Origin of the sequence: Actinacidiphila epipremni (assembly GCF_012034175.1) — a bacterium.
Classification (GTDB): domain Bacteria; phylum Actinomycetota; class Actinomycetes; order Streptomycetales; family Streptomycetaceae; genus Actinacidiphila; species Actinacidiphila epipremni.
Map to the genome: position 1 here is coordinate 25,635 of NZ_JAATEJ010000039.1, position 19,703 is coordinate 45,337.

The following is a 19,703-nucleotide window of genomic DNA, read 5'->3' on the forward strand; positions in this document are numbered from 1 at the left end:
TAGCGACGGTAGACTCGGGATTCGACCCCCCGAAACGCAGCGACCGCCGGAAGGCAGCACGTGGCACCAGCGACCCCCGCGTCCTCCGCGACCCCAGAAGCCATCACCGACGACTTCACGCCGGAGAACGACACCGTCCTCGTCGTCGACTTCGGGGCGCAGTATGCCCAGCTCATCGCCCGCCGGGTGCGCGAGGCCAGGGTCTACAGCGAGATCGTGCCCTCGACGATGCCGGTCGAGGAGATGCTGGCCAGGCGCCCCAAGGCGATCATCCTGTCCGGCGGCCCGTCCTCGGTGTACGAGCCGGGCGCGCCGCGGCTGGACCGGGCGCTCTTCGAGGCCGGTGTGCCCGTCTTCGGCATGTGCTACGGCTTCCAGCTGATGGCCACCGCGCTCGGCGGCACCGTCGACAACACCGGCGCGCGCGAGTACGGCCGTACCGCGCTCGCGGTGTCCAAGCCGGCCTCGACGCTGTTCGAGGGCACGCCCGCCGAGCAGTCGGTGTGGATGTCGCACGGCGACGCGTGCTCGGCCGCGCCCGAGGGCTTCACGGTGACGGCGTCCACCGAGCTGGTGCCGGTCGCGGCGTTCGAGAACGACGCGCAGCGGCTCTACGGCGTCCAGTACCACCCCGAGGTGCTGCACACCACGCACGGCCAGCAGATCCTGGAGCACTTCCTCTACCGCGGCGCGGGCCTGGCCCCGACGTGGACGACGAGCAGCGTCGTCGAGGAGCAGGTCGCCGCGATCCGCGCGCAGGTCGGCAGCAGCCGGGCGATCTGCGGCCTGTCCGGCGGGGTGGACTCCGCGGTCGCCGCGGCCCTCGTCCAGCGGGCCATCGGCAGCCAGCTCACCTGCGTGTACGTCGACCACGGGCTGATGCGCAAGGGCGAGACGGAGCAGGTCGAGAAGGACTTCGTCGCGGCGACCGGCGTGCAGCTGAAGGTCGTGGACGCCTCCGAGCGCTTCCTGGCCGCGCTCGCCGGGGTCAGCGACCCCGAGCAGAAGCGCAAGATCATCGGGCGGGAGTTCATCCGGGTCTTCGAGCAGGCGCAGGCCGAGATCGTCGCCGAGGCGCCCGACGACCACCCGGTGGAGTTCCTGGTCCAGGGCACCCTCTACCCCGACGTCGTCGAGTCCGGCGGCGGCAGCGGCACCGCGAACATCAAGTCCCACCACAACGTCGGCGGCCTGCCCGAGGACCTGGAGTTCCAGCTCGTCGAGCCGCTGCGCAAGCTCTTCAAGGACGAGGTCCGGATGGTCGGCCAGGAGCTGGGCCTGCCCGAGGAGATCGTCCAGCGCCAGCCCTTCCCCGGCCCGGGCCTGGGCATCCGCATCGTCGGCGAGGTCACCCGCGACCGCCTCGACCTCCTGCGCGAGGCCGACGCCATCGCCCGCGAGGAGCTCACGGCCGCAGGGCTGGACCGCGAGATCTGGCAGTGCCCCGTCGTCCTCCTCGCCGACGTCCGCTCCGTCGGCGTCCAGGGCGACGGCCGCACCTACGGCCACCCCGTCGTCCTGCGCCCGGTCTCCTCCGAGGACGCCATGACCGCCGACTGGTCCCGCCTGCCCTACGACGTCCTCGCCCGCATCTCCACCCGCATCACCAACGAGGTCCGCGACGTCAACCGCGTCACCCTCGACATCACGAGCAAGCCCCCGGGCACGATCGAGTGGGAGTAGCCGCGGCTGCCTCCCGGACCGCCCGCCCGCACCCCGACCCCGACCACGGCCCCCGGCTGTGGCCGGGGTCGGGGGGTTTTCGGCCGGGGTGAGTCATAGGGGGCTGGTGTACGTATGAGGGGGTGGTGCCGGGGCTTGCAGGAAGCCGGCCGGGTGTGTGCGGTGGGAGAGGTGGTCGGTGATGCGGGAGACGATCGAGGCGTGGCGGGAGGCCGGGCGGCGGTACGCGTTGCTGCCGCTGCGGGTGTTCCTCGGGGTGACGTTCATCTACGCCGGGCTCGACAAGCTGACCAGTGACACGTTCTTCACGGACGGGGCCAACGGCTCGCTCGTGCAGATCCTGCACGGGGCGCACGACAACGCGGCGATACCGGCGATGGTCGACCTCGCGCTCAAGGCGCCGCACGGCTTCGGGTACGCGATCGCGCTCGGGGAGCTGGCGGTGGGGCTCGGGACGCTGTTCGGGCTGCTGGGGCGGGTCGCGGCGACCGGTGGGGCGCTCATCTCGCTCAGCTTGTGGCTGACGGTGAGCTGGTCCACGACGCCGTACTACTACGGCAACGACCTGGCGTACCTGATGGCCTGGCTGCCGCTGGTGCTCGCCGGGACGCCGGCGCTGTCGCTGGACCGGTGGCTGGAGCGGCGGCGGGGCGGCGGCCGGGCGGTGGCGCCCTCGGCAGTGGGGGAGGGCGCCATCGCCGCGGCTATGCGCGACCTCGGCGCACGCGGCGAGCACGTACCGCCCGCACCGCCTGCGTGAGGACGCCGGACACGGCGGCCAGCGCCAGGCCCGCGCCCGCGAGCCACCCGGCCAGCGTGTGGCCGAGGTGCCACACGCCGCCGGCGTCCAGCAGGAAGAAGACCGTCAGGGTGCACAGCACCAGGCCCATCACCAGGGCCGCGGGTTCGAAGCGGTGCCGGCTCATCCGACCACCTTCAGCTGTCCGACGCCGACCTCGACATGCAGGTCGACGGTTCCTGTCGCGGGCGTTCCGGCGGCGGGCCGCAGCGTGACGGTGCGGTGCCGGCCGGAGTGGATCTCGACGCCGTGGTTGACCTTGCCGGGCAGCACGGTCTCGCCGACGCCGACGTCGTATTCGAGCACGACCGTCGCGCTCGGCGGCAGCCGCACCTCGGCCCGGCCGGCGCCCACCTTGAGGCGGGTGTCCACCGTGGTGCCGGCCGGCAGCCGCAGGCCCGTGAGGTCGAGCCGGCCGCGGCCGGTGCCGCGCTCGTACAGCGGCTGGACGGAGCCGGCGGTGAGCGGGTGCCAGGTGGTGGTGCCGACGCCGTTGCCGCCGGCGCGCGGCAGCGCGGTCGTGCCGACCAGCGCGGCGAGGATGAGCACCGAGAAGAAGGCGGTGCCGCCGCGGGCCCGGCCGGCGAAGGACGCCACGACGAAGGCCGTGCCGAGCACGCCGAGCGCCGCGGCCAGGCCGATCTCCGCGCTGACCGCGGCCGGCTGGTAGGCCCAGGAGGCGCCGGTGCCGACCGCGAGGGCCGTCACCGTCAGGAAGAACACCGCGAGCGCGAACGGCCAGGAGCGCTCCTGCCCCGCCCGGGCCGCCTTCCTGCGGTCCTTCCACGCCCGGCGCTCCGTCTCGCCGTACGGGCCGTCGTCCGGGCCCCACAGATACTGCGGCGGCTCCTTCGTCAGCGGCTCGCGCCACCACGAGGGCGCTCCCGGCTCGGGCGGCGGCGCGACGGCCGGCGGGGCGGGCGGCACGGCCGCGGCGGTCGCGGGCGACGCCTGCTCGCCGGGCGCGCGGCGGCGCAGCTGCGACCAGTAGACGGCGCCGGCGGTGGCGAACAGGAGGATGAGGGAGAACGCCTGGTTCGTGCCGTTGCCGAGCATCGAGGCGTACAGCCCGCAGCCGACGAGCGTCATGAGCACGGCGGTGAGCGGGGCGCCCTCGATCCGCCCGGACATCAGGCGGTGCGCCTCGCTCTGCTCCTCGTCCTCCTGCGGGATGACGAGCCAGCCCATGCCGTAGACGATCAGGCCGATGCCGCCGGTGAGGGAGAGCACCGCGAGCACGATGCGGAAGATGACGGGGTCGATGCCGAAGAAGCGGCCGGCGCCCTCGCACACGCCGGCGAGCACCTTGTGCTCGCGCCCGCGGGTGATGCGGGGCCGGCGCCCGGCGTCCTCGTCCGGCTCGCCGGCCTCCTGCGCGGCCGAGGCCCGGGTGGCCCCGGCGGCCGGGTCCGCGGCGGCTGCGGCGCCCGGGTCCGGGTCCGGGTCCGGGTCTGGGTGGGGCGGCCCGGTGGGGGGCTCGTCGGTCGGCTCGTCCGTCATGGCATCCATGGTGGCCGGTCCGCGGGGCGCCCGGCACCGGGCCCCACCCTGGCCGTACCCTGATCCGACCCTGGGAGGGCACCCGGGTCAACCCCTGGGGGGACCGTGGGGGGACAACCCTGATGCCCCGCGGGGGCCGGACGTGTGACGATCGGGGGTATGTCAGCGAGCAGTGCCCCGGGTGGGGCGCACACCGCGCCGCCCGGCGGCGGGCCGCGCACGGCCGGTGAACGCCCGGGCGCCGGGGCCGGCCCCCGGGCCGGGTCCGCCGGTACGCCCACGGGTGCGTCGTTCCTCAACCCGCCCGACCCCGACGCGTCCCCCCGCAAGCTCTACCGCAGCTCCGAGGGCCGCTGGGTCGGCGGTGTCGCCCGCGGCCTGGCCGGGCACCTGGGCCTGCCCGTGCTGTGGGTGCGGGTCCTCTTCCTGGTGCTCGCGTCCTTCAACGGCATCGGCGTGCTGCTCTACGCCGTCTTCTGGTTCTTCGTCCCGCTCGGCGTCGGCGGTGTCGCCGAGGCGAAGGAGCCGCGCGACGCCCGCTCGTGGCTGGCCGGCAAGCGCCCCGACAAGGGCCAGATCCTCGCGCTGATCGCGCTCGCCGTCGGCACCGGCATCCTCATCGACAGCCTCAACCTCGGCGCCGCCAACCGCGCGGTGTGGCCGCTGCTGGTCATCGGCCTCGGCGTGGCGCTGGTGTGGCGGCAGGCGGACAACGCGCGCAAGGCCCGCTGGGTCGAGATGAGCCACGGCAAGCGCTTCTGGCCGCTGGTGCGGGCGGCCGGCGGGGTCGCGCTGGTCGTCGCGGGCGTCACCGGCTTCATCGTCGTCCGCGGCTCCGGCAGCCACCTCGGGGCGATCCTCCAGGCGGCGCTGGCCGTCCTGGTCGGGGTCGCGCTGATCGCAGGGCCGTACCTGGTGCGGATGACGCAGGACCTGTCGGCGGAGCGCCTGATGCGGATCCGCGCGCAGGAGCGCGCCGAGGTCGCCGCGCACGTCCACGACTCCGTGCTGCACACCCTCACGCTGATCCAGCGCAACGCCGACGACCCGCGCGAGGTGCTGCGGCTGGCCCGGGCGCAGGAGCGCGAGCTGCGCGCGTGGCTGTACCGCCCGGAGGGCACCGGCCGCGACGACGAGCCGACGACGGTGGCCGACGCGGTACGGGCCGCCGCCGCGGAGGTCGAGGACCGGCACGGGGTGCCGGTCGAGGTGGTGTGCGTCGGGGACTGCCCGCTGGACGAGCGCCTCGTCGCGACGATGCAGGCCGCGCGGGAGGCCATGGTGAACGGGGCCAAGTACGGTGGCGGGGGAGCCGTCCAGGTCTACGCCGAGGTCGAGGAGGCCAAGGTCTTCGTGTCGGTACGCGACCACGGGCCCGGCTTCGACCTCGACGCGGTGCCGGCCGACCGGATGGGCGTCAGGGAGTCGATCATCGGCCGGATGCGGCGCAACGGGGGCGAGGCGCGGTTGCGCTCCGCGCCGGGGGGCGGCACGGAAGTCGAACTGGAGATGGAGAGGGTCACGACATGACGGACACGACGCCGGCGGGTTCCGGGGGTTCGGCGGATTCGGCGGATTCGGCGGGTTCGGTTGGGGAGGGCGGCGGCGGGCGCCACGTACGCGTGGTGCTGGTCGACGACCACCGGATGTTCCGCACCGGGGTGCAGGCCGAGATCGGCGCGACCGCGGAGACCGGCGTGGAGGTCGTGGGCGAGGCCGCCGACGTCGACCAGGCGGTCGCCGTGGTGACCGCGACCCGCCCCGAGGTCGTCCTGCTCGACGTCCACCTCCCCGGCGGCGGCGGTGTCGAGGTGCTGCGCCGCTGCGCCACCCTGGCCGCGGACCCGGAGCGGCCGGTGCGGTTCCTGGCGCTGTCGGTCTCGGACGCCGCGGAGGATGTCATCGGCGTGATCCGCGGCGGCGCGCGGGGCTATGTCACCAAGACCATCACCGGCCCCGACCTGGTGAACTCCATCTTCCGGGTCCGCGACGGCGACGCCGTCTTCTCCCCGCGGCTGGCCGGCTTCGTCCTCGACGCCTTCGCCTCCACCGACGCCCCGCCCGTCGACGAGGACCTCGACCGCCTGACCCAGCGCGAACGCGAGGTCCTCCGCCTCATCGCCCGCGGCTACGCGTACAAGGAGATCGCCAAGCAGCTCTTCATCTCCGTCAAGACCGTCGAATCCCACGTCTCCGCGGTCCTCCGCAAACTCCAGCTCTCCAACCGCCACGAACTCACCCGCTGGGCCACCGCCCGCCGCCTGGTCTGACCCGCGCCGGGATCAGGCTGCCGAGGAGCGATCCCCCTGTGCCGGGTGATCGTCGCCGTGCGGGGTGAAGACGAAGGACGAGACGTCCCCGTCGAGGTCGATCGTCAGCCCGGCGTCCAGGGCCTTGGCGAGCCGGGTGAGCAGCGGCAGGGTCGGCACCGAGTCCCCGCCCTCGACGGCCGAGATCTGCGGCTGCGTCATCCCGGCCCTCCGCGCGAGCTCCACCTGCGACAGCCCCAGCGCGGTGCGCCGGTCGTACACCGCCTGCGCGAGAGCGAAGCCGTGCCCGGCCTCGACGTAGGCGGCGGATTCCTCGGCCGTTTCCCCGAGCAGCTTCCTGGCCCGGCGCGTCCTCCACGCGGAGTGGTTCACGGGCGTTCCTCCCTGATCCGGTCGTAGCTGTGCTCGGCGGCCCGGTGCTCCGCCTCGCACTCCTTGCGCACCAGCCGGGCACGCTCGACCTCGGCTGTCTCGCGCTGCTTCGTCTTACGGAACACCGTCAGCAGTACGATGCGGCGCCGCGGGGCCAGCCAATACGTGATCCGCACGGCGTTGCCGTCGAGAACGAAGCGCAGCTCCCGAAGCCCGTCACCGAGATGCCGGGAGAACGGCTCCCCGAGCGTGGTCGGCGCGGCGGCCAGCATGTCTGCGGCCCGTTCGACTCTGTCGTACTGCCGGTCCGGTAAGAGCTCCAGCCACTCGCGCACTTCCGGCTCGATCTCGATCTGCCAGGGATCACTCACTCCCCGACTATACAGAAAAACGTATACGTGCCGCCGCCGAAAAGCGGCCCCTGACCAGGGCGGCCCGCCCCCGGGTGGGGGAGGATCGGGGGGGCGGGCGTAGGGGAGGGGTGGGGCGTGGGGTGGGGGCGGACGGGGGTCGTGGTGGTGGGGGTCGTGCTGGCTCTCGGGGGGTGCGGGGCGCGGCAGGTGGGGGGCGCGGGCGGGGGCCGGACGCCGAGTGCGGTGGGGGAGGTGGTCTGCCCGGGGGAGACCGCCGCGCCGGTGGCGACTGCGGCGAGTACGGGGGCCGCCGTGCCGCCCACCGACCACTACGCGGAGAACCACGGCTTCATGGTGCCGTTCCCCCTGCACGGGCAGCAGCGCTGCGACGGCCTCGCGGACGTCGCGAAGGTCAAGGCCGTGCTCGAACCGATCAGGGCGCGGGGGGACTTCGACCCGGCGAGCGCGCAGAGCGCGCTGAGCACGCTCGGCTTCACCTCCGTACGGACGTACCAGAACGGCCCGACGGGCGTGGGATTCGTCATCGACGCCGCCCCGTTGTGCGTGGACGGCGACATGAACCGGGCCGAGACCCACGCGTACGCCTTCGGCGGCTACCCGGACCACCCCGGGTGCGAGCAGCCCTCCGGCGGGCACTAGGGCCGCACAGCGCCGGACCGCCGGGAGGGGCGGGGCGAACGCGCTGGACATTTTTGGGCGAAATTTGGCACGGTGAGCGGCAGCCGTCCGTTGCTCGAACGTACGGCCGAATCCGCCGTCCTGGAGGCACCGTTCATGGCCGCTCCGTCCCTCTCGCCCGCCGAGGCCGCGTACTACGGTTCGCAGAGCACCGTCTCGGACCCGGGGGCGTACGCCGGGCTGTACGCCGATCTGCCGCGGGGCGTGGGGGAGTTGGCGCGGGTCGTGCGGGGGCTGTTCGTGCACCGGGTCGAGGGCGGGCAGTTCGGTGTGCCGATCGCCGAGGACCGGATGCGGGACGACGCCGAGACGCGCTATATCGACGACATCCTCGGGCTGGTCGCCGCGCGCGACCCGCGCTCGCTGACCTGCCGGCGCGCGTGGGAGGACCGCTTCGTCGGCATCTGCCGCGACTTCACCCTGCTGCACGTGTCGTTCCTGCGCCACCTGGGCATCCCGGCGCGCCTGCGCTCCGGCTTCGCCACCTACTTCTCCGACCAGGGCTTCCACTGGGACCACGTCGTCACCGAATACTGGGACGAGGCGCGCGGCTGGCTGCTGGCCGACCCGCAGATCGCCGACCCCGAGCACTACGCGATGGACTTCGACCCGATGGACGTCCCCCGCGACCGCTTCCTCGTCGCGGGCGCCGCCTGGCAGGCGATACGCGCGGGGGAGGTGGAGGCGCGCCGGTTCGGCCTCGACCTGGCGGACGATCCCAAGGTCGGCGCCTGGTTCGTGGCCGGCGACATCCGGCTGGACCTCGCCGCGCTCAACAAGGTCGAGACGCTGCTGTGGGACATCTGGGGGGCCGGCGCCGACAACGACGCCGACCTCACCCCGGAGATCCTCGCCCTCTACGACCGCGCCGCCGCGGTCACCGCAGGACCGGCGGTCGACTTCGCCGCCGCGCGCGAGCTGTTCACCGCCGAGGACGGCCTGCGTACTCCGGCGACCGTACGATCCCTGGCCCCGCTGCGCGGCCCCGCGTACGTGACCCTGCGCTGACGGCGAAAAAGCCGGAAAAGGTCCTTTCGACTCCCGCCGGGGCTTTCCGGTAAGCGGAAAAGAGCGCTCCGGAAGAGCGGGATATTTACTTCGCCCAACTTCTGTTCACCTGGAGTTCACTTTGAGGGCGAGAGGGATTCATGTGATCCCTTCGGCTCCTCGGGTTCCCGGTGCCCGGGACGGGGTGACGGTCGGGTGGCGGCAGTCCGCCACCCCAAAACGGGGCAGGAAGTTGCCCCATACACCCCTTGCCGCACCCCCGCCTCCCCGCCCCCATTCGCAACAACGGAAGCAGGTAATTTGAGCTTTAATTGAGAATAGCACCGGCGGACAGCCGGCAGGTATTGCCAGCACCTCCTTTTGCTATTGACTTGGTACTTCCCTCTGCGGTTCTTTTGGTCTTCTTACTGACCGATCGCGGTGTGGGGTGGACGACGTGAAGCAACGCACGAGGGGCCAGGACGGTGCCTGGCTCACACGGTTCAGACCGGTGGTCGCCGGGCTCGCGGCGGCGGGGCTGCTGGCCGCGCTGCCGGCCGTGGGGGCGCAGGCCGCCGCGGCCGGCGGTGCCGGGAAGGGCACGGGCGCGGCCAAGAGCGCCCGGACCCCCTCCCAGCAGGCCGAGGCGTCCGGCAAGCGGGTCGAAGTGACCGCCGCCAGGACCGAGTTCGACACGGTGTACGCCAACCCGGACGGGGTCACGTACACCCAGGACATCTCCGCGGTACCGGTACGGGTGCGCACTCAGGCGGGCGGCTGGACCGCCCCGGACGCGACACTGGTGCGGCACGAGGACGGCACCATCGGCCCCAAGGCCGCGATGGTGGACCTGGCCTTCTCCGGTGGCGGCAGCACCCCCATGGTGCGGATCGGCAGCGAAGGCCGGTCGCTCGCGCTCGGCTGGCCCGGCGCGCTGCCTGCGCCGCAACTCGACGGCGACACCGCCACGTACCCCGACGTCCTGCCCGGCGTGGACCTGCGGCTCACCGCGTCCGTGCAGGGCTACCGCGAACTGCTGGTCGTCAAGTCCCCCGAGGCCGCGGCGAATCCGGCGCTGAAGAAGCTCAACTACCGGGTCAGCAGCGACCAGTTGACCGTCACCCCGCTCAAGGACGGCGGCATCGGCGGCGTCGACGCCGACGGCAAGCAGGTCTTCACCGCGCCGCCCGCCCAGATGTGGGACTCCCACGGCACCGGCCCCGCGGCCCAGGCCCGGTTCGACGCGGCGCACCCCAAGAGCGCCCAGCCGAAGTCCGCCCAGAGCGAGGCCGCCCCCACCGCCGCCCCCACCGCCGTCCCCACCGACGAAGCGGCGAGCGCCCCGCCCGCGACCGCCGTCGACGGCCCCGCCCCCGGCGCGGGCGCCACGACCGTGCCGGTCACCGTCACCGGCGACAAGCTCGCCGTCACCCCCGACACCGCGCTTCTCGCGCAGACGGACCCGGCCGCCTACCCCCTCTACATCGACCCGGACGTCTCGCTGAACAGCGGCCTGGCCGAGCGCACCCTGCTGCGCAGCGACGGCTACAGCGACTACGCCTGGGACAACACCGCCACCGACGGCTCGCAGCGCGGCAAGGGCGACGGCAAGTGCGGTACCTGGGACGGCTACTACTGCGGCCCCGGCTATGTGCAGAAGCTCTACTTCGAGTTCTCCAATGCCAACCTCAAGGGCAAGCAGGTCCTCTCCGCGGTCTTCCGCGTGACGTCCCCCTGGGCGTTCCAGTGCGCCGCGCGCACCACCGACCTGGTGCGTACCAACAACATCTCGTCCTCCACCACCTGGTCCTCCCGGCCCAAGGAGCTGGACTGGATGGTCGACCGGTCGTTCTCCGCGGGCCGCGGCTCGACGTGCGACCCGGACTCGCCGGCCGCGCCCATCGAGTTCTCCGACAACTCCGCCGAGCCGGACGAGAACCTGACGCCGACCGTACGGGACTTCGCGGCCGGCAAGTTCTCCCGGCTGACGCTGGAGCTGCGGGCGCACGACGAGGGCGACACCTCGGCGTGGAAGCGCTACAAGGACGACGCGGTGCTGTCGGTCACCTTCGTCGGCCTGCCCGCCGTCCCGACCTCCGTCGGCATCCTCCAGGGCGCCGGCTCCACCTGCCAGACCAGCCCGTCCGACCCGGCGGTCGTCACCGACCCGACCCCGCAGCTGTACGCGAAGGTCCATGTCGCCTCCGGCGGCGCGCCCGCGGGCGCACCGGCCAAGCTGCGCGCGAAGTTCACCGTGCAGTCGGAGTCCGGCACCACCTGGACGACGGCCACCGAGCCGATCCGGCCCAGCGCGCCGGCCTTCGTCGGCGACAACGGCGTGGTCTCGTACCCCTCGCCGATCACCCTGAAGGAGAACACCCCCTACCGGATGGCGGCCGAGACCTGGAGCTACCAGGACAACGGCTCCACCCACATCAACTCGCACTCCAACGTGACGACCACCGGCTGGTGCTACTTCACGATCGACACCACCGCGCCGAAGATGCCCAAGGTCACCTTCGGTACCCCGTACAGCAGTTGCGACACCAACGCGTGCGCGGAGGCCGGCGGCCCCGGTGTCGCTGGCACCTTCACCTTCGCGCCCGACCCGTCCGACGCCGGCAAGATCACCGCGTACAAGTACAAGCTCGGCAGCGGCAATTGGTCCGGCGAGATCGCCGGCGCGACCGTGACGCCGAAGATCACCCCGACGCTGGCCGGCACGCAGCAGCTCCAGGTGCGCGCCAAGGACACCGCGGGCCGCTGGGGCGCGACGTCCACCGTGGTGTTCAAGGTCGCGGCGGGCGCGGACGCGGTGGGGCGCTGGCACTTCAGCGACTCGGCCCCGGGCAGCGGTGCTGTGAGTGCCGCTGATTCCGGTACGGCGCCGGGTGCGCGGCACACCGCGACGTTGCGCAACGCCGGTGCGGGGTGGTCGAGTCTGGGCCGGCGGGGCGCGGGCGACAACTCGCTGTGGCTCAACGACACCACCAACAGCACGCAGCAGACCGGCTACGCCGACACCTCGGGGCCGGTGGTCAACACGCAGGACAGCTTCACCGTGTCCGCATGGGTCAACCTGACCGACACCACCGCCTACCACTCGCTGCTGTCGCAGACGTCGAGCGACAAGTCCAGCTTCACGCTGCGCTATTCGTCCGGCGTCCACCGCTGGGTGTTCCTGTGGACGTACCCCTCGGGCACCTCGGCGAGCTGGGTCGGCGCCAACGGCCTCACGGACGTGGTGCCCGGCGTGTGGACGCATGTCGCCGCCACGTACGACAAGAGCGCCGGCACGATCGCGCTGTACGTCAACGGCGTCCCGCAGGGCGCGCCCGTGGTGCTGCCGGCCGGCGCGAAGGCGGGCGCGAGCGACGGCCCGCTGGAGTTCGGCCGCTACGTCGACCCCAACAAGGGCGCCACCGAATACTGGAAGGGCCGCGTCGACGAGGTCGAGGTGTGGCAGCGCGCGCTCACCCCGGACGAGATCGCCCAGGACGCGCAGCTGCTGGACGCCGACGGCAAGCCGTCCGTGGAGAACGTCGCCGCCTGGGCGCCCGACCCCGCGGCCACCGGCACCGGGCCGCTGACCGACACCGCGAGCGGCTACGGCCAGGCGCTCACCCTGCAGAACGGCGCGTCGCTGGCCGGCGGCGCGCTCGTGCTGGACGGTGTCGACGACGCGGCGGCCCTCACCCACCCCCTGGTGGACTCCACCGGCTCGTTCACCGTCACCGCGAGCGTCCAGGTCGACCAGAGCGCGATCCTGGCCAGGCCGGACGGCTACACCGGCCAGGTGGCGGGCCAGCGCTCGGCGGACGGCTCCTCGTGGGGCCTGTGGTACCAGCTCACCGGCCGCACCACCGCGCTGGACGACGACCACAACGAGATCACCGTGCCCACCAGCCGCTGGCTGTTCGGCCGGATCGACGCGGACGGCACCTTCTCCGGCGCCGCCTCCGCCGTCGAGGTCGGCTCCAGCAACAGCGGCGACACCTCCAACGGCGAGGGCACCGTCCGGCTGACGGGCGTGTTCGACGCCCAGGACCAGGACGCCGACGGCAAGGCCATCGGCACCGCGACGCTCTACCTCGGCGAGAACGGCCAGGAGACCCAGCCCTACACCGCGACGGTCGGCACCGCCAGCTTCACCGTCGGGGACGGCTACGTGGCCGGCGCCTGGGGCCACTACCTGCCGGCCCTCGTCGACGACGTCCGGGTCTGGGCGGGCGCCATGTCCGACTCCGACCAGATCGGCACCGTCGTCGGCGACTGACGCCGGTGCTCGGCGCCGGCGCCTGACGCCGGCGGCCCCCATCCGTGTCCGGCGGGCCGCGACCCGGCCCGCCGGACCCGTACGCACGCTCGCATCCGTACAGCGCATCCGTAGCTCCCTCCCATCCCCAGCTCTGCCGCGAGGCATGTCCAGGAGTAGGTGTGGCATCACGATGAGACCGTCTGACCAGGGCGTACGCAGACCGCGTACCCGAAGAGGAGGGGAGGCGGGGCTGGTCGCTGCGGCGGCCGTCGCGCTCCTGGTGCCACTGGGGCTGACCCCTCTGGCGCACGCCGCGGACCCCGGCAAACCGCTCGGCAGAACCGGCGTGCCGGCGTCGCGCAGCACCACGACCCACCATGTGGCGCCGGGCGCGGCCGAGCAGCGCGCCCAGGTGGCCGCGCAGCGCACCGCCAACGACCAGCAGGCGGCCAGGGCGCTGGCGCAGCAGAAGGTGAGCTGGCCGGGCGGCGGCAGCGCGACGGTCGCGGTCGGCGGGCACGCCACCGCGGGCGGCCTGCCGGTGACCATCGGCGCGGCGGCCGGCAAGGCCCGCACGTCCGGTACGTCCGGTGCTTCCGGTGCGTCCGGCGCTTCCGGTACGGCCGAGGTCACCGTCGCCGACCGGGCGGCGGCCCGGGCGGCCGGGGTCAGCGGCGTGCTGTTCTCCGTCACCCCGCGGGGCGCGACCGCGCCCGGCACGGTCGGCGTCGGCTACGCCGCTTTCGCCTCCGGCTACGGCGGCGACTGGTCGGGCCGGCTGCGGCTGGTCACCCTCCCGGAGTGCGCGCTGACCACGCCGGAGAAGGCGGAGTGCCGTACGCAGACCCCGCTGGCCTCCTCCAACGACGTCTCCGCGCAGACCGTTTCGGCGACGCTGCCCGCGACGAAGACGGCGACGACGGCCAAGACATCCAAGACGGCGACGACCGCCAAGACAGCCGAGGCGGCGGCGCAGACCGCCACCGTCCTCGCGCTGACCGCGACCAGCGGCGAGTCGGACAAGGGCACCGGCAACTACTCCGCCACCCAGCTCTCCCCGTCCGCGACCTGGACCGGCGGCTCCTCCTCGGGCTCCTTCGCCTGGTCCTACCCGATGTCGGTGCCGCCCACCGCGGGCGGCGCGGTGCCGCAGGTGGAGCTCGGCTACGACTCCGGCAGCATCGACGGCCGCACCGCCTCGACGAACAACCAGGGCTCCCAGGTCGGCGAGGGCTTCTCGCTCACCTCGGACTCCTACGTCGAGCGCGACTACGGCAGTTGCGACGACGACGGCCAGGCCAAGGTCTACGACCTGTGCTGGAAGTACGACAACGCCTCGCTCGTCCTCGACGGCAAGGCCACCGAGCTGGTCAAGGACGACACGACCGGCAGGTGGCGGCTGGCCGACGACGACGCCTCCACCGTCACCCACTCCACCGGCGGTGACAACGGCGACCAGGGCGACAGCGTGGACGGCGCCGGCGAGTATTGGACGGTGACCACCGGAGACGGCACGAAATACGTCTTCGGCCTGAACAAGCTCCCGGGCGCCGGCACCCAGCGCACCAACTCCGTATGGACGGTGCCGGTGTTCGGCGACGATGCCGGCGAACCCGGCTACGGCAAGGGGAGTTCGCTCGCCGACCGCTGGTACAACCAGGCCTGGCGCTGGAATCTGGACTACGTCGTCGACACTCACGGCAACGCCCAGTCGTACTGGTACACCGCGGAGACCAACTCCTACAAGAAGGACAAGGCCACCACCGCCAACGCCACCTACACCCGCGGCGGTTACCTCACCAAGATCCTCTACGGCCAGAAGTCCGGGACGCTTTTCAGCGCGACGGCCACCCAGCAGATCAGCTTCGGCTACGCCGAGCGCTGCCTGGCCGCGGACTGCTCCAGCCTCACCGAGAAGACCGCGCCCAACTGGCCGGACGTGCCCTTCGACCAGATCTGCGCCGCGGGCGCCTCGGACGACGACTGCGACGCTGTCTCGCCGTCCTTCTTCACCCGCAAGCGGCTGACCAAGGTCGAGACGTCGGTGTGGTCCGGCACCGGCACCACCTACACCCCGGTCGACACCTGGGACTTCACGCAGAAATACCTCGACCCCGGTGACATCGGCGACAGTTCGGACCAGACGCTGGTGCTGGACCAGATCAAGCACACCGGCAAGGCCGGTACCGCGCTCGCGCTGGACCCGGTGTCCTTCACGTACCAGATGAAGCCGGACCGGGTGGACGCCACCGACGACATCCTGCCGCTGAACCGGCCGCGGATCGCCACCGTCACCTCGGAGACCGGCGCGATCCTCACCGTGACGCTCTCGCCCGCCGAGTGCGTCCGCGGCTCGAAGATGCCGGCGGCCGAGGACAACGACACCCTGTCGTGCTACCCGGTCTACTGGCACGTCAACGGCTCGCTCGACGCCTCCCTCGACTGGTTCCACAAATACCGCGTGGTCAGCGTCCAGGAGGCCGACCCCACCGGCAGCAACGAACCGGTCGTGCACACGTACTCCTACGCCAACCCCGCCTGGCACTACGACGACAGCCCGCTGACGCCGGAGAAGGAGCGCACCTGGTCCATCTGGCGCGGCTACGGCACCGTCACCGAGCTGACCGGCACCCCGGGCGCGGGCCAGGAGAAGACCGTCACCACCTTCATGCAGGGCATGGACGGCGACAGGCAGAAGTCCGGCACCCCGCGCTCGGTGAAGGTCAACGCGCAGCCGGTCAGCGGCCTGAGCGTCCCGGCGATCACCGACTCCGACCAATACCAGGGCTACACGCGGGAGAAGGTCATCTACAACGGCACGACGCCCGTCTCGGCGACCGTCGACGACCCGTGGTCGGCGCGCACCGCGACGCAGCACAAGTCGTACGCCGACATCGAGTCGTACTACGTGCGCGACGCCAAGACGTACGACTACACCTACCTGACCGCGCAGGCCACCTGGCGTGCCACGTCGGTCGCCAAGACGTACGACGCGTACGGCATGGTCACCAGCGAGGACCACGCGGGCGACACCGCGAAGTCCGGCGACGAGACATGCGTACGCACCTGGTACGCGCGCAACGACGCGGCCGGCATCAACTCCCTGGTCTCCAGGACCCAGACGGTCGGCCGGCCCTGCTCGGTCGGCGACGCCTCGCTGTCGCTGCCCGGCAACAGCAGCACACCCGGCGACGTCCTCTCCGACACCGGCACCGTCTACGACAACGCCTCGGCCACCACGTGGACTTCGGCACAGACCCCGACCAAGGGCGACGCGAACTGGCAGGGCCGCGCCTCCTCCTACCCGGCGTCCGCCGACGCCAACGGCCAGCGCAAGCCCAACGGCTGGCAGACCACCGAGACCGACCTCTACGACTCCCTCGGCCGCGTCACCAGCTCCAGCGACGCCAACGGCAAGGCCACGACCACCGGTTACACCATGGCGGCCAACGGCGTGCTGTCCCGCACCCGGGTCACCGACCCGCTCGGCCACATCACCGACACCTACGTCGACGGGCAGCGCGGCCTGCCGCTGAAGTCGTACGACCCGGCCGGCAAGAAGACCGAGACGACGTACGACGCGCTCGGCCGGCTCACCGGCGTGTGGCAGCCCAACCGCAGCAAGGACGGCGGTGAGACCGCCAGCACCACGTACACCTACCACGTGGCCCGCGGCAGCGCCCCTTACGTCGCCACGTCCGTGCTCGGCCCCAACAACAGCCGCGTCACCAGCTACCAGATCTACGACGCGCTGCTGCGCCCGATCCAGCAGCAGACCCCGTCCGCGAGCGGCGGCCGGCTGCTGACCGACACCCGCTACGACTCCCGCGGCCTGGCCTACGAGACCTACGCCGACACCTACGACGACGCGCACGCCCCGGGCGGCACGTACGACCGGGGGCTGTACGGCGGCACCCCCACCCAGCACGAGATCACCTTCGACGGCGCCGGCCGCAGCACGGCCGACCAACTGCTGGTCTACGGCGTGCCGAAGTGGACCACCACCACCAGCTACACCGGTGACTCCACCGCCACCAGCGCCCCGGCCGGCGGCACCGCGACCCGTACCGTCACCGACGCGCTGGGCCGCACCACCGAACGGCGCGAATACGCCGGACCGTCGTACGACGACACCGACTTCGGCGGCACCGCCCCGGCGCCTGCGCACGACAGCACCGCGTACACCTACGCCCGCGACGGCAAGCAGCTCACCGTCACCGGCCCGGACAACGCCAAGTGGACCTACGGCTACGACCTGTTCGGCCGGCAGACCGCCAACACCGACCCGGACATGGGCGCCAGCTCCACCACCTACACCCCGACCGACCTCATCGCGACCACCACCAACGCCAACCAGCGCACCCTGCTCTACGGTTACGACGACGCCGGCCGCAAGACCGGGCTGTGGCAGACCAGCAAGACCGATGCCGACAAGCTCGCCGCGTGGACGTACGACACCGTCGCGGTCGGCCAGGCCGCCGACTCCATCCGCTACGACGGCGGGGTGAGCGGCAAGGCGTACACCCAGAAGGTGACCGCCTACGACAACCTGTACCACCCGGTCGGCAGCGAGATCGACCTCGACCCGAAGGACCCGCTGGTCGTCTCCGGTGCGGCGCAGGCCAGTTACGCCTTCAGCTCGCAGTACAACTCCGACGGCACCGTGCAGCACGTCAGTTCGCCGGCGGTCGCCGGGCTGCCCAAGGAGGACGTCAGCTACACCTACACGCCCACCGGCCAGGTCGACGCCGTCACCGGCACGTCGCACTACGTCCTGGACACCGCCTACTCCTCGACCGGCAAGCCGCTCCAGCTCACGCTTGGCGTCTCGCCGTCCGCCCAGGTCAAGCAGGCCTACCTGGACAACGAGTGGGAGGAGGGCACCGGCCGGCTGCTGCGCAGCTACGTCACCGACGACACGCACGCGTGGATGCCGCAGGATCTGCACTACTCCTACGACGACGCCGGCAACGTCACCAAGATCAGCGACCCGTCGACGCTCGGCGGCACCACCACGACCGACACGCAGTGCTTCGGCTACGACGGCTACCAGCGCATGACCAGCGCCTGGACCCCGGCGAGCGGCGACTGCACGTCCGGTACGGCGGCCACCGCCGCGCTCGGCGGCCCCGCCGCGTACAGCACGAGCTACACCTTCAACCCCTCGGGCCTGCGGCTGACCGAGACACGGCACACCGCGAGCGGCGACGCCACCACGCTGTCCTGCTACGGCGCCACCCGGCCGCACGCGCTCAGCGCCACCACCACCGGCGCGAGCTGCACCGGCGTCACCCCGGCCTACTCCTACGACAACACCGGCAACACCACCGCCCGCCCGGCCGCCGGCACCGGCGGCCAGTCCCTGACCTGGACCGGCGAGGGCGACCTCGCCACCACCAGCGAGGGCGGCGACGCGGCCTCGTACGTCTACGACGCCGAGGGCAACCTGCTGGTCAAGCACACCACCGCGGGCGACGGCGAGAGCGTCGTCTACCTCGGCAGCACCGAGCTGCACACCAGGACGTCCGGCGGCACGACCACGACATGGGCGGTGCGCAGCTACTCCGAGGGCGCCGACGGCCAGGTCGTGGCCGAGCGCACCACGCAGCCCGGCGTCCCCCAGCTCAGCTGGATCGCCGGCGACGCCCACGGCACCGCGAGCCTCGCGCTGGACGGCACGACGCAGGCCGTCACCAAGCGCTACGCGACACCGTACGGCGCCCCGCGCGGCACCACGGCGGCCAACTGGCCGGACGACAAGGGATTCCTGGGCAAGCCCCTGGACCCCGACACCGGGCTGACCCACATCGGCGCGCGGGAGTACGACGCGGCCACCGGACGGTTCCTCAGCGTCGACCCGAAGCTGGAGACCGACAAGCCGCAGAGCCTCAACGGCTACGCGTACGCCGAGAACAGCCCGGTCACGAAGAGCGACCCGACCGGCCAGGAGAGCTGCTACCCGGTGTACTGCAGCGGTGACCACGGCACGTACGGCAACCTGCCGCCCATCCCGCCGCCGTCCGGCGGTGGCGGCGGTGGCGGAGGCGGTGGTGGCGGTGGCCACGGCGGCGGCGGTGGTGGCGGGGGAGGCGGCCACGGCGGTGGCGGCTCCGGTGGTGGCGGCGGAGGTGGCGGTGGAGGCGGCGGTGGTTACGACCCCGCGGCGCACCACTTCTGCGACGGCTGCACCCAGCTGCCGCCCGGGCTCCCGCTCGGCGTCAACATCCCCGACGTCGGCCCCGACGTGGACTGGACGGTCACGACCCAGGTGGGCGATCCTTTCGACTACATCGACCACACCAGGGTCGCCGCCCCTCTCACGGCCATCGCCGACGGTGAGACGTACGGCTACACCTACTCGGTGTCGTCGGCCCGGTCCACGACCGAGCAGTTCGCCAACGGCTGGAGCTGGAACACCTCGGTGAAGGCCGGCGCCGAGGGGGGCATCCCCCTCATCGGGAAGGTGAAGATGGAGGTCACCGTCGGCTTCGCCGGCACCTACACCTGGACGCACACCGACCAGACGACCGACACCAAGTCCATGACGGTGACCAACACCGTGCCGCTCAAGAAGGGCCAGAAGATCGGCCTCTTCGCCAACGGGCAGGTCACCCGCTACCGCACCGCCTACCACCACCGGGACGGCCGGACGACCTACCAGAACTGGGGCACGTACAACGTCGCCGACTGGCAGCCGGACTTCTACTCCGACCAGGAGCACCCGCAGCCGATCGCCCTCGAAGGCACCGCGTGCCAGGGGACGAACTGCCGGTGACGACGTC

11 protein-coding genes and 1 pseudogene are annotated in these 19,703 nt (G+C 72.4%); 8 read left to right on the top strand and 4 right to left on the bottom strand.

The genetic code is table 11. The features are described from left to right. The first annotated feature begins 60 nt into the window (after positions 1 to 60). Together guaA and HCN08_RS32385 are read left to right on the top strand one after the other, a co-directional pair. Positions 61 to 1,683 carry a glutamine-hydrolyzing GMP synthase gene (gene guaA / locus HCN08_RS32380; RefSeq protein WP_407648921.1) on the top strand — a complete coding sequence of 541 codons (1,623 nt, stop codon included), beginning with the start codon at positions 61 to 63 and terminating at the stop codon, positions 1,681 to 1,683. 181 nt (positions 1,684 to 1,864) lie between these two features. Then, positions 1,865 to 2,443: a DoxX family protein gene (locus tag HCN08_RS32385; protein ID WP_167986896.1), complete on the top strand. Its 579-nt coding sequence runs from the start codon at positions 1,865 to 1,867 to the stop codon at positions 2,441 to 2,443. Here HCN08_RS32385 and HCN08_RS32390 read toward each other — a convergent pair. Together HCN08_RS32390 and HCN08_RS32395 are read right to left on the bottom strand one after the other, a co-directional pair. Beyond that, positions 2,388 to 2,609, bottom strand: a complete 222-nt coding sequence (locus HCN08_RS32390; RefSeq protein ID WP_167986878.1) for a hypothetical protein — start codon at positions 2,607 to 2,609, stop codon at positions 2,388 to 2,390. The two genes, HCN08_RS32385 and HCN08_RS32390, sit on opposite strands and share 56 nt — an antisense overlap. Next, the gene (locus tag HCN08_RS32395; protein ID WP_167986897.1) at positions 2,606 to 3,982 is read right to left on the bottom strand and encodes a PspC domain-containing protein; all 1,377 of its coding nucleotides are present in this window, start codon (positions 3,980 to 3,982) and stop codon (positions 2,606 to 2,608) included. Before HCN08_RS32395 ends, HCN08_RS32390 begins: the two co-directional genes overlap by 4 nt. 159 nt (positions 3,983 to 4,141) lie before the next feature. On the opposite strand from HCN08_RS32395, the gene HCN08_RS32400 reads away from it, so the two are divergent. After that, complete coding sequence (locus tag HCN08_RS32400; protein WP_167986898.1) at positions 4,142 to 5,512, top strand: ATP-binding protein; 1,371 nt, start codon at positions 4,142 to 4,144, stop codon at positions 5,510 to 5,512. Then, a complete protein-coding gene (locus HCN08_RS32405; protein ID WP_167986899.1) occupies positions 5,509 to 6,252 on the top strand; it encodes a LuxR C-terminal-related transcriptional regulator in 744 nt (247 codons plus the stop codon). Before HCN08_RS32400 ends, HCN08_RS32405 begins: the two co-directional genes overlap by 4 nt. A gap of 12 nt (positions 6,253 to 6,264) precedes the next feature. On the opposite strand, the gene HCN08_RS32410 is transcribed toward HCN08_RS32405, so the two are convergent. Together HCN08_RS32410 and HCN08_RS32415 are read right to left on the bottom strand one after the other, a co-directional pair. Then, positions 6,265 to 6,624 (bottom strand): helix-turn-helix domain-containing protein, encoded by a 360-nt coding sequence (locus HCN08_RS32410; RefSeq protein WP_167986900.1) that lies wholly within the window; start codon positions 6,622 to 6,624, stop codon positions 6,265 to 6,267. Beyond that, the gene (locus HCN08_RS32415) at positions 6,621 to 6,995 is read right to left on the bottom strand and encodes a type II toxin-antitoxin system RelE/ParE family toxin (protein WP_167986901.1); all 375 of its coding nucleotides are present in this window, start codon (positions 6,993 to 6,995) and stop codon (positions 6,621 to 6,623) included. Before HCN08_RS32415 ends, HCN08_RS32410 begins: the two co-directional genes overlap by 4 nt. A gap of 264 nt (positions 6,996 to 7,259) precedes the next feature. Between HCN08_RS32415 and HCN08_RS32420 the strand changes: the two genes are divergently transcribed. The 4 genes and pseudogenes from HCN08_RS32420 to HCN08_RS32435 all read left to right on the top strand — a co-directional run bounded on the left by HCN08_RS32420 (position 7,260) and on the right by HCN08_RS32435 (position 19,696). Then, on the top strand, positions 7,260 to 7,637 hold the full coding sequence (locus HCN08_RS32420) for a hypothetical protein (RefSeq protein WP_322974811.1): 378 nt from the start codon (positions 7,260 to 7,262) through the stop codon (positions 7,635 to 7,637). Between the two features lie 72 nt (positions 7,638 to 7,709). Then, complete coding sequence (locus HCN08_RS32425) at positions 7,710 to 8,684, top strand: transglutaminase-like domain-containing protein (RefSeq protein ID WP_322974812.1); 975 nt, start codon at positions 7,710 to 7,712, stop codon at positions 8,682 to 8,684. 2,482 nt (positions 8,685 to 11,166) lie between these two features. Further along, positions 11,167 to 12,144, top strand: a pseudogene (locus HCN08_RS37015) (LamG domain-containing protein); the annotation flags it as partial. A 967-nt stretch (positions 12,145 to 13,111) separates the two neighbouring features. Beyond that, the gene (locus HCN08_RS32435) at positions 13,112 to 19,696 is read left to right on the top strand and encodes an RHS repeat-associated core domain-containing protein (RefSeq protein WP_167986902.1); all 6,585 of its coding nucleotides are present in this window, start codon (positions 13,112 to 13,114) and stop codon (positions 19,694 to 19,696) included. Positions 19,697 to 19,703: the final 7 nt, after the last annotated feature.

Bases quoted from the DNA above. Each gene is read 5' to 3' on its own strand.
- HCN08_RS32385 (WP_167986896.1), top strand. From the start codon at position 1,865: ATGCGGGAGACGATCGAGGCGTGGCGGGAGGCCGGGCGGCGGTACGCG.
- HCN08_RS32390 (WP_167986878.1), bottom strand. From the start codon at position 2,609: ATGAGCCGGCACCGCTTCGAACCCGCGGCCCTGGTGATGGGCCTGGTG.
- HCN08_RS32395 (WP_167986897.1), bottom strand. From the start codon at position 3,982: ATGACGGACGAGCCGACCGACGAGCCCCCCACCGGGCCGCCCCACCCA.
- HCN08_RS32400 (WP_167986898.1), top strand. From the start codon at position 4,142: ATGTCAGCGAGCAGTGCCCCGGGTGGGGCGCACACCGCGCCGCCCGGC.
- HCN08_RS32405 (WP_167986899.1), top strand. From the start codon at position 5,509: ATGACGGACACGACGCCGGCGGGTTCCGGGGGTTCGGCGGATTCGGCG.
- HCN08_RS32435 (WP_167986902.1), top strand. From the start codon at position 13,112: ATGAGACCGTCTGACCAGGGCGTACGCAGACCGCGTACCCGAAGAGGA.